Below are 12935 nucleotides of genomic sequence, written 5' to 3' on the forward strand. Positions count from 1 at the left end.
CCCGCGGAGTGCCATGAAGCCCACCCTCCAGACCCGGCTCGGCCAGCAGCTGTCCCTGACGCCCCAGTTGCGCCAGGCGATCCGGCTGCTGCAGCTATCGGCGATGGAGCTGGAGGCCGAACTCAACCAGGCGCTGGAATCCAACCCGCTGCTCGAGCGTGAAGAAGACGCCGAACCCGCCTTCACGGCGCCCGACGGCGACCGGCCCGCGGACGCGCCCTCGGGCGAGGATGCCGGCGACAGCCCCGACAGCGGCGAGTTCGACCCGGGCGAGCAGCCCGACTGGTTCGAGTCCAGCGCCGGCGGCAGCGAGCGCCGCGGCACGGGCGACGACGACCATGAGGAATTCACCGCCGCCGCGCCGGTGGGCCTTCATGACCACCTGCTTTGGCAGCTGCAGCTGAGCCACCTGGGCCCGCGCGACATCGCCATTGGCCAGGCCCTGGTCGAAGCGATCAACGACGACGGCTACCTCGAAGGCCCGCTGGCCGACATCCAGGCCGCGCTTTTGCCGGAGATCACCGCCAGCGAGGCGGAGATCGAGACCGTTCTCCACATCATCCAGCACTTCGACCCGGTTGGCGCCGGCGCCCGCACCCTGTCCGAGTGCCTGTGCGTCCAGCTGCGCCTGCTGAGCGGGGACACCCCCGGCCTGGCCCTGGCCCAGGAGGTCTGCGGCAAGCACCTCGACGCGCTCGCCAGGGGCGGCGCCGCCAAGCTGGCGGCCCAGCTGCAGCAACCGGCCGAGGCCATGGACCAGGCCGTGGCCCTGCTGCGCTCGCTCGACCCCAAGCCCGGCGCCCAGATCGGCGGCGGTGACGCCGAATACATCGCCCCCGACGCGATCGCCTACCGCCAGGGCGGCGTCTGGAAGGTGGCCCTGGCCCCGGGCAGCCAGCCGCGCCTGGGCATCAACCGCCACTACGAGCGCCTGATCGGCAAGGCCAGCCGCGAGGACGACAGCTACCTGCGCGGCCAACTGCAGGAGGCCCGCTGGCTGATCAAGAGCCTCGAGACCCGGGCCGACACCCTGACCCGAGTGGCCAAGGCCATCGTCCGCCAGCAGAGCGGCTTCCTGGACCACGGCAACGTGGCCATGCGCCCGCTCACCCTGCGCGAGGTGGCCGAGGAGCTGGGCCTGCACGAATCCACCATTTCACGCGCCACCACCCGCAAGTACCTGCGTACCCCCCGCGGCACCTTCGAGTTCAAGTACTTCTTCAGCTCCGGCATTGCCACCGAGCACGGCGGCGCGGCCTCGGCCACGGCCATCCAGGCCATGCTGCGCAAGCTGATCGACGCCGAGAACCCGCGCTCCCCGCTGTCCGACCAGCGCCTGGCCGAGATCCTGAAGGGCGAAGGCATCCCCGTGGCCCGGAGAACCGTGGCAAAATACCGCGAAGCGATGAACATCTCCGCCTCCAACGAACGGCAACGCCTGGCCTGAGGCCCCTTACGATGGCGACTGCCCGTCCCCGCCGCCGCGGCGAAAAGTTCCCCACCCCTTTTGACATCGGTCACGGTGCGTTGCCCTTGGCCATGTTTTGCTGTGCGTGACAACAACAGGAGGATCGTGACCATGCGGATCGACATCAGCGGCCACCAGATCGACGTCACCCCGGCCCTGCGCGACTACGTGCAGGACAAGCTCGCGCGCGTCGCGCGGCATTTCGACCACCACCTCGACACGCGGGTCATCCTCTCGGTGGACAAGCTCGACCAGAAGGCCGAGGCCACGCTGGCCACCACCGGCAAGACCCTGCACGCCGAGGCCGTGGCGCCGGACATGTACGCCGCCATCGACCTGCTGGCCGACAAGCTCGACCGCCTGGTGATCAAGCAGAAAGAGAAGATGACCGACCACCACCGCGGCGAATCCGCCGCCCGTTCGGACAGCTTCGGCTGACATCGCCATGCACCTGCTGGACCTGCTCTCCCCGGCCCGCGTCAAGGCCAACGTCACCACCAGCGGCAAGAAGCGCCTGCTGGAGCAACTCTCGGCGCTGCTGGCCGACGGCGCCGACGGGGAGAGCGAACGCGGCATCTACGACGGCCTGTGCGGCCGCGAACGACTGGGCAGCACCGGCCTGGGCCACGGCGTCGCGATCCCGCACGGACGCAGCGCCCGCCTGGCCACCGCCACCGGCACCTTCCTCCGCCTGGCCGAACCCGTGGACTTCAATGCCCCGGACGGCCAGCCGGTGGACCTGGTGTTCGCGCTGGTGGTGCCCGAGCATTTCGCCACGCAGCACCTGATGCTGCTGGCCAACCTGGCCGAGATGTTCGGCGACGCCGAGTTCCGCCAGCGCCTGCGCCAGGCGCCCGATTCGGCCGCGCTCTACGCGCTGCTTTCGGAGTGGCAGGCCGCGCACCCGGCGGCCGCCTGACATGACCGACCGCCTGCGCGCCCGCGAGCTGTTCGACGAGCTGGGCGAGCGGCTCGAACTTCGCTGGCTGGCCGGGCAGCGCGGCGACGCCCGCGTCATCGAGCGCGGCGAGCACCTCTCGCGGCGGCCCTCGCTGGCCGGCTACCTCAACGTGATCCACCCTAACAAGGTCCAGATCATCGGCTCGGCCGAACTCGCCTGGCTCGACGGCCTGGATGCGCGCAACCGTTGGGAAGTGCTGCAGAAGATCATGGACGCGCGGCCTCTGGCGATGGTCATCACCCAGAACCAGAACTGCCCGACCGACCTGCGCGACGCCGCCGAGGAATCCGACACCCCGCTTTGGACCTCGCCGCGCCGCGGCTTCGAACTGCTGAACCTTCTGCAGTACCACCTGGCGCGGGCGCTGGCGCCGCGGCTGACGCTGCACGGCGTGTTCATGGAGATCTACTCCATCGGCGTGCTGGTTACCGGCGACTCGGGCCTGGGCAAGAGCGAACTCGCGCTCGAGCTGATCAGCCGCGGCCACCGCCTGGTCGCCGACGACGCGCCCGAGTTCACCCAGATCGCGCCCGACGTGCTCGACGGCACCTGCCCCGAGCTGCTGCAGGACCTGCTGGAAGTGCGCGGCCTGGGCGTGATGAACATCCGCCAGATGTTCGGCGACACCGCGGTGAAGAAGAACAAGTACCTGCGCCTGATCGTGCACCTGGTGCGCGCGCAGGACCCCTCGGCCGAGGCCATGGCGCGCATCACCGGCGAATCCACCAGCCGAAAGGTGCTCGACCTCGAGGTGCCGGTGGTCGAATTGCCGGTCGCCGCCGGCCGCAACCTGGCCGTGCTGGCCGAGGCGGCGGTGCGCCTGCACCTGCTGCGCAGCAAGGGCATGGACCCGGCCGCCGCCTTCCTGGCCCGGCACAGCGAGTTCCTGCTGCAGGGGGAAGCGCCGTGAGCGATGCCACGCGCCCCCTGCTGATCGTGGTCAGCGGCATGTCCGGCTCGGGCAAGTCGGTGGCGCTGAACACGCTCGAGGACCTCGACTTCTTCTGCACCGACAACCTGCCGGCCGAACTGCTGCCGCGGTTCGTGCGCTCGGTGGCCAGCGACAACCGTGGCCGGCACCGGCTGGCGGTGGGCATCGACGTGCGCAACCGCACGCCCGACCTCACCCGGGTGCCGGAGTGGCTGGCCGAGGTCGGCGAGCTGGGCTTCGATTACAAGCTGGTGTACTTCGACACCCGCGACGAAGTGCTGCTCAAGCGCTATTCCGACACGCGCCGCAAGCACCCGCTCAGCCACGACGGACTGCCGCTGGCCGACGCGATCGAACTCGAGCGCGAGCGCATGCGTCCGCTGCGGGCGATCGCCGACCTGGTGATGGACACGTCCGAGATGAACGTGCACCAGATGCGCCGGCAGGTGATCACCGAGCTCGGCGTCGGCGCGCACCAGGGCCTGTCGCTGCTGTTCGAGTCCTTCGCCTACAAGCGCGGGCTGCCGGCCGACGCCGATTTCGTGTTCGATGCCCGCGTGCTGCCCAACCCGCACTGGGACGCCCGCCTGCGCCCGCTCTCGGGCCGCGACGCGCCGGTGCGCGAGCACCTGGACCGGGACGCGCGGGTGCAGGAATTCCGGCAGCAGGTCACGGCCTTCCTCGACACCTGGGTCCCGCGCTTCGAGGCCGAGACCCGCAGCTACCTCACGGTTGCCTTCGGCTGCACCGGCGGCCGCCACCGCTCGGTCTACCTGGCCGAGACCCTGGCCCGCCACTTCCGCGACCAGGGCCGCGAAGGCGTCGTCACCTTCCACCGCGAACTCGAATAGCTCTGGTAATGTTCCGGCATGCCCGTCGGAATCCTCATGGTCAGCCACGAAGGCGTCGCCAGCCCCATGCTGGCGGCCGCGCGGCGGCTCGTGGGCGCGCTGCCGCTGTCGGTCGAGGCCTTCGACGTGCCCTGGGAGGCGGATGCCGATGGGGTGCTGCCCGCCGCCAGCGCCGCGCTGCGCAAGGTGGACGGCGGCGACGGCGTGCTGCTGATGGTTGATTTGTATGGCGCCACGCCGGCCCGCGTGGCGGAAAAACTTTCCCGGCTGGGGACGCCCTGCCACCGCATCAGCGGCCTGTCGCTGCCGATGCTGCTGCGCGCGCTGAACTACCCGGAACAAGCCCTGGACGAACTCGCGCGCACGGCCGCCGCCGGTGCGCGCAACGGCGTGGTGATCGACGATGCTTGAACGCGAACTCAAGGTGGTGAACCGGCTGGGCCTGCACGCGCGCGCGGCGGCCAAGCTGGTGCAGCTGCTGTCCGGTTTCCGCTGCCAGGCCTCGCTGACCGGCCGCGGCCGCGAGGTCAACGCCAAGTCCATCATGGGCGTGCTGCTGCTGGCCGCGGCGCCCGGCGCCAGCCTGGTGCTGCGCGTGGACGGCGACGACGAGGCGGCGGCGATGGAAGCGGCTTCGGCGCTGTTCGAGCGCCGGTTCGACGAGGACGGCTGATGCGGCGCGCCCTGCGCGGCCAGCCGGCGTCCCGGGGCATCGCGCTCGGGCGTGTCCGCGTCCGGCATCCCCAGGCGCTGGTGGTCACGGAACAGCGCATCCGCGCCGAGGACGTTCCCGACGAAATCCTGCGCCTGCACCGCGCACTCGACGCCGCCCGCGCCGAGCTGCACGGCCTGCGCGAGCGCCTGCATGGCGCGCTGGCCCAGGAGGTCGGCGAGTTCCTCGACCTGCACGCGATGATCCTCGACGACCCCGAGCTGCTGCACGGCCTCGACGACCTCGTCAGCACCGGCCGCTACTCCGCCGACTACGCCCTGAAGCTCCAGCGCGACCGGCTGGCCGCGGTGTTCGAGGGCATGCACGACGACTATTTCCGCAGCCGGCGCGAGGACCTCGACCATGTGATCGGCCGCGTCCACGCCGCGCTGCAGCGGCGCGGCGACGACGCCACCACCGGCCTGTCCGGCGAAATCCTGGTCTGCGATGCCGTCGCGCCGCAGGAGCTGGCCGAACTGCAGTCGCAGGGCGTGGTGGCGGTGGTCGCGGCCAGCGGCAGCCCGCTTTCGCACAGTGCGATCCTGGCGCGCAGCCTGCACCTGCCGCTGGTGCTGGGCGCCGGCGAGTTGCTGGCGCTGGCCAACGACGGCGATGCCCTGATGGTGGACGGCGCCACCGGCGAGCTGGTGCTCGAGCCTGGCCCGGCCGACCTCAAGCGCTACCACCGCCGCGCCGCCGAGATCGGCAAGGAACAGGCGCAGCTGACCCGCCTGCGCCGCCAGCCCACCCGCACCCAGGATGGCGTCGACATCCGCCTTTACGCCAACGCGGAATCGCGCGAGGACGTCGCCGAGGCGCATTCCCTCGGTGCCGACGGCATCGGCTTGTACCGCACGGAATTCCTGTTCCTGCAGCGGCGCGAGCTGCCCACCGAGGACGAGCAGTTCCTGGCCTACCGCGACCTGGTGCTCGGCATGGCCGGCCGCGTGGTCACCATCCGCACGCTCGACCTCGGCGCCGACAAGGCCGACCACAGTGGCCTGGCGCTGCGCAGCGAGCCCAACCCGGCGCTGGGCCTGCGCGGCGTGCGCCTGTCGCTGGCGCACGAGGCGCTGTTCCTGACCCAGCTGCGCGCCATCCTGCGCGCCTCGGCCTACGGCCCGGTGCGGATCCTGGTGCCGATGATCTGCTGCCGCGAGGAAATGCAGGCCGTGATCGCCCTGCTCGAGGCCGCGCGCGCATCGCTGCTGGCGGAAAGCGCACCCACGGGTCCGTTCGTCGAGCTGGGCGCGATGATCGAAGTGCCGGCGGCCGCGCTGGGCCTGCCCGACTTCATCGACCTGGTGGACTTCGTGTCGGTGGGCACCAACGACCTGGTGCAGTACCTGCTGGCGGTCGACCGCAACCACGAGTCGCTGGCCTCGCTGTACACGCCGCGGCATCCGGCGATGCTGCGCCTGCTCGCGGAACTCTTCAGCTACGGCCGCCGCAACGGCATCCCGGTGGCGGTCTGCGGCGAAATGGCCGGCGAGGCCGCCAACGTGCCGATGCTGCTGGCCCTGGGCCTGCGCGACTTCAGCCTGCACCCGTCCACGCTGCTGGAGGTGCGCCGCGCCATCCGCGACGCCGACCACGCCAGCCTCCGCCGCCGCGCCCAGTCCCTCCTGCGCGCCCACGACCGTGCCGCCATCGAGAAATGGCTGGCGCGGTGAGCGTCAGTCTTCGAATTTCTCGTCGAAGAAGGATTCCATGGCGGCGTAGGCGCGCTTGGCGGCGCGGGGCTCGTACAGGCAGCCCGGGCTGTTGGCGTCGGCTTCGGCGAAGCAGTGCACGGCGCCGGAGTAATTGACGAACTGCCAGTCGGCCTTGGCGTCGGTCATTTCCTTCTGGAAGGCGGCGATCTGCTCGGCCGGCACATAGGTGTCGTCGGCGCCGTTGAGCACCAGCAGGCTGGCCTTGACGTCGCCGGCCTTGGCCGGGATCGAGGTCGAGAGGTTGCCGTGGAAGCTGACCACGCCGGCGACATCAGCGCCGCTGCGGGCCAGGTCCAGCACCACCGCGCCGCCGAAGCAGAAGCCGATGCCGCCGAGCTGGTCCACGTCCACCGGCGTCCGGCCGGCCAGCGACTTGAGCGTATCGAGCGCCGTATTGATGCGACCCCGCAACGCCTCGCGATCGGCGTACACGGCGCCGGCGGCCTTGCCCGCTTCGTCGGCATTGGCCGGGCGCACGCCGCGGCCGTACATGTCCACGACCAGGATCACGTAGTCGTCGCCGGCCAGTTGCTTGGCCTTCTCGACCGCGGCGTCCGTGACGCCCATCCAGTTCGGCACCATGAGCAGGCCGGGGCGACGGTCTTTTTCTTCCGGGTCGTAGACCAGGTAACCGTCGAAGGTGATGCCGTCGTGGGTCCAGCTGGTGGCTTCGGCGACGGGCTTGGCGGTGGCGTGGGTGCCCAGGGCAAGCAGGGCGAGGGCGATCAGGGTGCGCATGGCGGATCCTCCTTGGCGATGGCGGGATGATAGTCCCGGCCCCGCCGCGGCGGGGTAAGCGCCGCGTGAGCGTCAGGCCACGCCCAGGCCGGGGATGGCGCTGATCTGGTCCGGGTCGAAGCCGGCGGCCTTGGCGAAGTGGCGGCCGCGGGCGACGTAGTCGAGGTAGCGCGGGAAGCTGGGCGCTCCCGGCGACAGCAGCAGCACGCCGTCGGTGCCCAGCGACTGCAGGCCAAGCTTCACCGCCTCTTCCATCTCGCCCGCCTCGGCCAGCACCATGCGTTCGCCCAGCGCCAGCGTGCGCAGCTTTTCGTAAACCCGCGGGCCGTTCTGGCCCATGGTGATCACCGCGGCCACCGGCTCGGCGGCAATGCGCTCGACGAACACGCCCCAGTCCAGCCCGCGGTCGTAGCCACCGACCAGGATCGCCACGCGCCGGCCGCGGAAGCAGTCGAGCGCGGCGATGGACGCATGCGGCGTGGTGGCGATCGAATCGTTCACCGATTCGACGCCATTGCGCGTGCCCAGCGTTTGCAGCCGGTGCGGCAGCGGCCGGAACGACAGCGCGGCCGGCGCCAGCTTCACCGCGTCCAGGCCCAGGGCCTCGATCGCGGCCAGCGCCGCGCACAGGTTCAGGCGGTTGTGGCGGCCGGGCAGCGGCAGGCTGCGGGCGTCGAGCACCGCGCGCTCGCCGCGGTAAACGCTGCCCTCGCGCAGGTGCCAGCCGTCGGCCAGGTTGAACCAGGCCACGCGGGTGGTGGGCGGCACTTCCAGCTCCGCCAGCACCGGGTCGGCGGCATTGAAGACGGCCACGCGTGGCGCCGCCTTGGTCACCAGCGCCAGCTTGTCGGCGTAGTAGCGGGCCTCGTTGCCGTGCCAGTCCAGGTGCTCGGGGAACAGGTTGAGCACCACCGCCACGTCGATGCCGCTGGCTTCGCCGGTCTGGTAACTCGAGAGTTCGATCGCCCAGACGTCGGGCGGCGGCTGTACGTCCAGCAGTTCGAGCAGCGGCAGGCCGATGTTGCCGGCCAGGGCCGTGCGCTGGCCGGCGGCGCGCAGCAGGTGGGCGATCAGCGCCGTGGTGGTGGACTTGCCCTTGGTGCCGGTGACGGCCACGCGCTTGCCGGCCGTGGGCTCGGCGAACCACAGCCCGCTGGCGCCGACGAAGCGCACTCCGCGCAGGGCGGCGTCGGCCGCAGGCGAAGCGTAAGGGCTGATGCCGGGCGACTTGACCACCACGTCGTGTTCGCACAGCGCGTCGGCGTCCACGGCGATCTCGATGCGCAGCGCCGGGTCCTGCATCTCGCGCAGCGGCTCGGCCTCGTCGGGCGAGCAGAACACGGTCACCGGCAGGCGCGGCAGCCGCCAGCGCAGCGCGGCCAGCGCGGCCCGGCCTTCGCGGCCGTAGCCCCAGATCGCGACCCGCTTGCCCTCAAGCTCCGAAATGCGCACGCAGCGGTCCCCACAGCTCGCCAGGAATGCCGTGATCATCCGAGGCTTCGAGCAGCGGCGCCAGCCCCCGCTCCTCCGGCGCCAGCTGCGGCCGGATCTCGCGCGCGTAGCGCTTGACCAGCGCGTCCTCGCGCCAGGCCGGGCTGTCGGCCAGCACGTCCATGGCCGCACGGGACTCGCGGCCCTCGCCCACGCACTCGAAGGGCTTGTGGTCGCGGAACTCGAGCAGCGCGTCGTAGCCCGGCGCCTGCTCGGACTCGTCGAGCAGATTGCGGCCGAAGATGGTCATCAGCCGCGGCTTGGGCATGAACGGCGCCAGCGCCAGGAACACGAAGTGGCACTTCGGGCAGACGCCGCACCAGCGCTGCGCCGGGCGCTCGCCAAGGATGTGGAAGTTGCGGTTGCAGCTGGAGAAATGCTGGTCGTAGCGGTCGAGCCGGGCGAACTGGCGCGCCACGGCCAGCTCCGAGAACGGCCGCAGCAGCGAGTAGTAGCGGAGGTCGGCGGCGACGTGGCTGTGCAGGTAGGCGGCGAGATCGCGCTCGAAGTCCCAGCCCTTGGACCATTGGTGGTTCACCTCGCTGGTGACCCTGCCGTCATCGGACACGATCAGGCTGCCGTAGCTGGCCGAGCGTTCGTTCGAGAACACCACCTGGTCGTGGCCCTGCAGCAGCGCCGCCAGCGCGAGGATGGCCGAGTTCACCGCGGTGACCGGGATGTGGCCGTTCAGCGCCCCCTGGCGGTTGAGCTCGAACAGCCGCGGCGACAGCGTCCGGGTGATGTTGAGCAGCGGCAGCCCGGTGCGCTCGGCGCAGGCGCGGATAAGCGGCGAACTGCCGATCCAGGCCACGGTCTGGTCGATGCCCAGCGCGCGCAGCGCCTCGATCGACACCAGCGAATCCTTGCCGCCGCCAATGGCGACGATGGCGTGGCGCTGCAGCCCCGCCGCCGGCGCCGCTCCCCATAGGAGGGACTTCAGTCCCGAACGCGCTTCGCCGGAAAGCTTCGGGACTGAAGTCCCTCCTACGGTTCCGGCGACCGGGAAGTGGATCTTGCCGCGCAGCTGCAGGCCGTTGCGGTAGGCGAACTCGCCAAGGCCGTTCTCGTAGATGGAGGTGAGCAGCGCCGCGGTGGCGTCGTCGATGCCCTCGCCTTCGATCACGATCCGCGGCGGCACCGCGGCCTTGTAATAGCTCACGCCGGCGATGAGGTGCAGCAGCCGCAGCGCGCGCTGCACGGCCTCCGCGCGCGCGTCGTCCAGCGCGAACGGTGCGCCCGGGAAGCGCACGACCTCCTCCATCGCCGGGCCGTCGTCGAAGGCATAGCCCAGCCGCGCCTCGCCCGTCCCCGGGTCGAACTGGCAGCCGGTGAATCGGAAGGCGCCGATGGCGCCGCGGTCGAACTCAGTCATCGATCACGTCCTCCTGCGGCAGCTCGCGCAGGTTGTAGCGGTTGGCCATCACGGCCCCGTAGGCACCGGCGTGGCCGACCAGCAGCACGTCGCCCTCGGCGGTGGCCTCGGGCAGGCGGCGCTGGCGGCCGATCACGTCGCCGGTCTCGCAGATCGGGCCGACCACGTCGCAGGCGTCGCCGGCGGCATCGTCGAGGCGCGACAGGTTCACGATTTCGTGCCAGGCGTTGTACAGCGCGGGGCGCAGCAGTGCGTTCATGCCGCCATCGGCACCGACGCGGCGCAGGCCCTGCTTGCGCGTGACCTGGGTCACGGCCAGCAGCAGCACGCCGCACTCGGCGACCAGGTAGCGGCCAGGCTCCACCCACAGCGCGTACTGCGGGTAGGCCGCCTTCACTTCGGCCAGCGCGGCCGCGTAAGCGGCGACGTCGAAGGGCTCGGCCTCCGGGTCGTAGGCCACGCCCAGGCCGCCGCCGACGTCGATGAAACCGACCGTGCCGATGCCCTCGGCCAGCGAGGCCAGCTGCGCGTAAACGGTGTGCCAGTGGCGCGCGTCGTGGATGCCGCTGCCGATGTGGGCGTGCAGGCCGGTGATGCGGGCACCGGCGGCGCGCGCGGCGTCGAGGAATTCGGGCAGCGCCTCGGCGGCCAGGCCGAACTTGGCGTCCTTGCCGCCCGTGCGTACCTTCTCGTGGTGGCCGTGGCCAAAGCCGGGGTCGAGCCGCAGCACGATGTCGCGGCCGCGGAACAGGTCCGGCCACTGGCGCAGCGGCGTCGCGGAATCGATGGTCACGTGCACGCCCTTGCCGAGCGCGGCCGCGTACTCGCGCTGCGGCGCGAAGCTGGGCGTGAACAGCACGCGGTCGGGCGCCAGCGCCGGCAGCACGCGGTAGAGATGCTCCAGCTCGCCGCGCGACACGCATTCGAACCCGAAGCCTTCGGCCTCGAGCGCCTGCAGCACGCGCGGGTGCGGATTGGCCTTGAGCGCGAAGAAGCGACGGTCGATCGCGGCCACGCCGGCGATCTCGCGCGCCCGCTCGCGCACCGTCGGCAGGTGGTACACGTAGCGCGGCGTGCCGGCCTGGGCCAGGTGCAGCAGGCGGCCCGACTGCCGCTGCCACCACGTGGGCGGGCGCAGCGTCGCCGGCTGGTCGATGCGGCGCCAGCTGGGGCCGAACACCGCGGCCTCGCTCACCGGCATCGCGCCCGACTGCGCCAGCAGCGCGTGCAGGCGCGGCAACATGCCTTCGGCCAGGCCCTCGTCCACCACGAAGGTGAGGTTGAGGTCGTTAGAGGACTGCGAGATCAGGTGCACGCGCTCGCGGCCGAACTCGGCCCAGACATCGGACAGCTTGTGCAGCATCGAGCGCATGCCGCGCCCGACCAGGGTGATCGCGGCGCAGGGCGCGATCACCTTCACCCGGCACACCTGCGCCAGGTCGGCGCACAGGGCGTCCAGCACGTTGGTGCTGACCAGGTTGTCGCTGGGGTCGAGCGAAACGGTGACGTTGGCCTCGGACGAACCGATCAGGTCGATCGACAGCCCGTGCGCCTTGAAGCGCTCGAACACGTCGGACAGGAAGCCGACCTGCTGCCACATGCCGATGGTTTCCATCGACACCAGCACGATGCCGCGGCGCGAGCTGATCGCCTTGACGCCCGGCAGCGTGGTGGCCGAGGAATCGATCACCGTGCCCGGCATGTCCGGCCGCTCGGTGTCGCGGATCCACAGCGGCACCCGCGCCTCGCGGCAGGGATGGATGCAGCGCGGATGCAGCACCTTGGCGCCGGTGGTGGCGATTTCCTGCGCCTCTTCGTAGTCCAGGCGCGACAGCAGGCGCGCATCGGGTACCGCACGCGGGTTGGCGCTGAACATGCCCGGCACGTCGGTCCAGATCTCCACGCGGCGCGCGCCCAGCAAGGCGCCGAAGTAGGCGGCGGACGTATCGGAACCGCCGCGCCCGAGGATGGCGGTGCCGCCGTCCGGGGCGCGGGCGATGAAGCCCTGGGCGATGCGCAGCGACGGGCCCGCCGCGGCGAAGCGCGTGCGCAAGCCGGCGTCGCCGGTGTAGTCGCAGCTGGCCGACAGGCGCTTGGCCCAATCGGTCTGGTTGGGCAGCGGGCGCGCGTGGATCCATTCGCGCGAATCGGTCCAGCCCACGTCCAGGCCCTGCGTACGAAGGTACGCCACGCCCAGCGTGGACGAGAGCAGTTCGCCCTGGGCCAGCACCTCGGCCTGCCAGTCGAGTCCGCCGGCGGCGCGGCGCGGGTCGGCGCCGAGCGCACGCAGGGCCGCCAGGCGTTCGCCGAGCGCGAGCGCGGGGTCGAGTGAAAGTTCGCGACAAAAGTCCTCGTGGCGCTGCACCAGCGCCGCGATCCGGGCGTCGGTGCCGGCCGCATCCGCGTGGCCGTCGCAGATGGCCTGCAGTTCATTGGTGACGCCGGAAACGGCCGACACCACCACCAGCACCCGCGCACCCTCCTCTTCGGCCCGGCGTTTCATCAGGCGGCCGATGGTGTCCCAGCGATGGCGTCGGGACACGGACGTGCCTCCGAACTTCAGGACGATCCAGTCCGGTGCGTCGGCACCGGCGGCGGGCGCGGATGGGCTCATGGTTCAAGGTTTAAGATGAGGGGGCGCGGCGCTTGCGCGCGGCGTGCGCCAGTGTAAACGAAGGCGCCGCCGCCACGACTCG

The 12935-nt window shown here is 71.2% G+C and carries 12 protein-coding genes; 8 read left to right on the forward strand and 4 right to left on the reverse strand.

Annotated elements, in window-relative coordinates:
- Window positions 1-13: 13 nt before the first annotated feature.
- From Q0C12_RS02990 to ptsP, 8 genes are all read left to right on the forward strand, one after another.
- Window positions 14-1447 (forward strand): RNA polymerase factor sigma-54, encoded by a 1434-nt coding sequence (locus Q0C12_RS02990; protein ID WP_290886010.1) that lies wholly within the window; start codon window positions 14-16, stop codon window positions 1445-1447.
- A gap of 132 nt (window positions 1448-1579) precedes the next feature.
- Window positions 1580-1906 carry a ribosome-associated translation inhibitor RaiA gene (raiA, locus tag Q0C12_RS02995; protein ID WP_290886012.1) on the forward strand — a complete coding sequence of 109 codons (327 nt, stop codon included), beginning with the start codon at window positions 1580-1582 and terminating at the stop codon, window positions 1904-1906.
- Window positions 1907-1913: 7 nt separating this feature from the next.
- Window positions 1914-2387 carry a PTS sugar transporter subunit IIA gene (locus Q0C12_RS03000; RefSeq protein ID WP_290886015.1) on the forward strand — a complete coding sequence of 158 codons (474 nt, stop codon included), beginning with the start codon at window positions 1914-1916 and terminating at the stop codon, window positions 2385-2387.
- 1 nt (window position 2388) lies between these two features.
- Complete coding sequence (gene hprK, locus Q0C12_RS03005; protein WP_290886017.1) at window positions 2389-3339, forward strand: HPr(Ser) kinase/phosphatase; 951 nt, start codon at window positions 2389-2391, stop codon at window positions 3337-3339.
- A 23-nt stretch (window positions 3340-3362) separates the two neighbouring features.
- Entirely contained in the window at window positions 3363-4211 is an 849-nt protein-coding gene (gene rapZ, locus Q0C12_RS03010; RefSeq protein WP_290886102.1) for an RNase adapter RapZ, read from the forward strand.
- Window positions 4212-4229: 18 nt separating this feature from the next.
- Window positions 4230-4622: a PTS sugar transporter subunit IIA gene (locus tag Q0C12_RS03015; RefSeq protein ID WP_290886020.1), complete on the forward strand. Its 393-nt coding sequence runs from the start codon at window positions 4230-4232 to the stop codon at window positions 4620-4622.
- Window positions 4615-4884, forward strand: a complete 270-nt coding sequence (locus Q0C12_RS03020) for an HPr family phosphocarrier protein (protein ID WP_290886023.1) — start codon at window positions 4615-4617, stop codon at window positions 4882-4884. The genes Q0C12_RS03015 and Q0C12_RS03020 overlap by 8 nt, the downstream gene beginning before the upstream one ends.
- Window positions 4884-6596 carry a phosphoenolpyruvate--protein phosphotransferase gene (gene ptsP, locus Q0C12_RS03025; RefSeq protein ID WP_290886025.1) on the forward strand — a complete coding sequence of 571 codons (1713 nt, stop codon included), beginning with the start codon at window positions 4884-4886 and terminating at the stop codon, window positions 6594-6596. The genes Q0C12_RS03020 and ptsP overlap by 1 nt, the downstream gene beginning before the upstream one ends.
- Before the next feature lie 3 nt (window positions 6597-6599).
- Here ptsP and Q0C12_RS03030 read toward each other — a convergent pair whose 3' ends face one another.
- The 4 genes from Q0C12_RS03030 to Q0C12_RS03045 form a co-directional block, all read right to left on the reverse strand.
- A complete protein-coding gene (locus tag Q0C12_RS03030; RefSeq protein ID WP_290886028.1) occupies window positions 6600-7376 on the reverse strand; it encodes a dienelactone hydrolase family protein in 777 nt (258 codons plus the stop codon).
- Window positions 7377-7448: 72 nt separating this feature from the next.
- On the reverse strand, window positions 7449-8828 hold the full coding sequence (gene murD / locus Q0C12_RS03035) for a UDP-N-acetylmuramoyl-L-alanine--D-glutamate ligase (protein WP_290886104.1): 1380 nt from the start codon (window positions 8826-8828) through the stop codon (window positions 7449-7451).
- Window positions 8809-10239 (reverse strand): UDP-N-acetyl-alpha-D-muramoyl-L-alanyl-L-glutamate epimerase, encoded by a 1431-nt coding sequence (gene murL, locus Q0C12_RS03040; RefSeq protein ID WP_290886031.1) that lies wholly within the window; start codon window positions 10237-10239, stop codon window positions 8809-8811. The genes murD and murL overlap by 20 nt, the downstream gene beginning before the upstream one ends.
- The gene (locus Q0C12_RS03045) at window positions 10232-12853 is read right to left on the reverse strand and encodes a bifunctional aspartate kinase/diaminopimelate decarboxylase (RefSeq protein WP_290886033.1); all 2622 of its coding nucleotides are present in this window, start codon (window positions 12851-12853) and stop codon (window positions 10232-10234) included. Before Q0C12_RS03045 ends, murL begins: the two co-directional genes overlap by 8 nt.
- Window positions 12854-12935 lie beyond the last annotated feature (82 nt).

This window comes from Arenimonas sp. (assembly GCF_022842045.1).
Taxonomy (GTDB): domain Bacteria; phylum Pseudomonadota; class Gammaproteobacteria; order Xanthomonadales; family Xanthomonadaceae; genus Arenimonas.

Coding starts and splice junctions, on each gene's coding strand:
- Q0C12_RS02990 (WP_290886010.1), top strand. CDS start 14: ATGAAGCCCACCCTCCAGACCCGGCTCGGCCAGCAGCTGTCCCTGACG.
- raiA (WP_290886012.1), top strand. CDS start 1,580: ATGCGGATCGACATCAGCGGCCACCAGATCGACGTCACCCCGGCCCTG.
- Q0C12_RS03000 (WP_290886015.1), top strand. CDS start 1,914: ATGCACCTGCTGGACCTGCTCTCCCCGGCCCGCGTCAAGGCCAACGTC.
- hprK (WP_290886017.1), top strand. CDS start 2,389: ATGACCGACCGCCTGCGCGCCCGCGAGCTGTTCGACGAGCTGGGCGAG.
- Q0C12_RS03015 (WP_290886020.1), top strand. CDS start 4,230: ATGCCCGTCGGAATCCTCATGGTCAGCCACGAAGGCGTCGCCAGCCCC.
- Q0C12_RS03020 (WP_290886023.1), top strand. CDS start 4,615: ATGCTTGAACGCGAACTCAAGGTGGTGAACCGGCTGGGCCTGCACGCG.
- ptsP (WP_290886025.1), top strand. CDS start 4,884: ATGCGGCGCGCCCTGCGCGGCCAGCCGGCGTCCCGGGGCATCGCGCTC.
- Q0C12_RS03030 (WP_290886028.1), bottom strand. CDS start 7,376: ATGCGCACCCTGATCGCCCTCGCCCTGCTTGCCCTGGGCACCCACGCC.
- murL (WP_290886031.1), bottom strand. CDS start 10,239: ATGACTGAGTTCGACCGCGGCGCCATCGGCGCCTTCCGATTCACCGGC.
- Q0C12_RS03045 (WP_290886033.1), bottom strand. CDS start 12,853: ATGAGCCCATCCGCGCCCGCCGCCGGTGCCGACGCACCGGACTGGATC.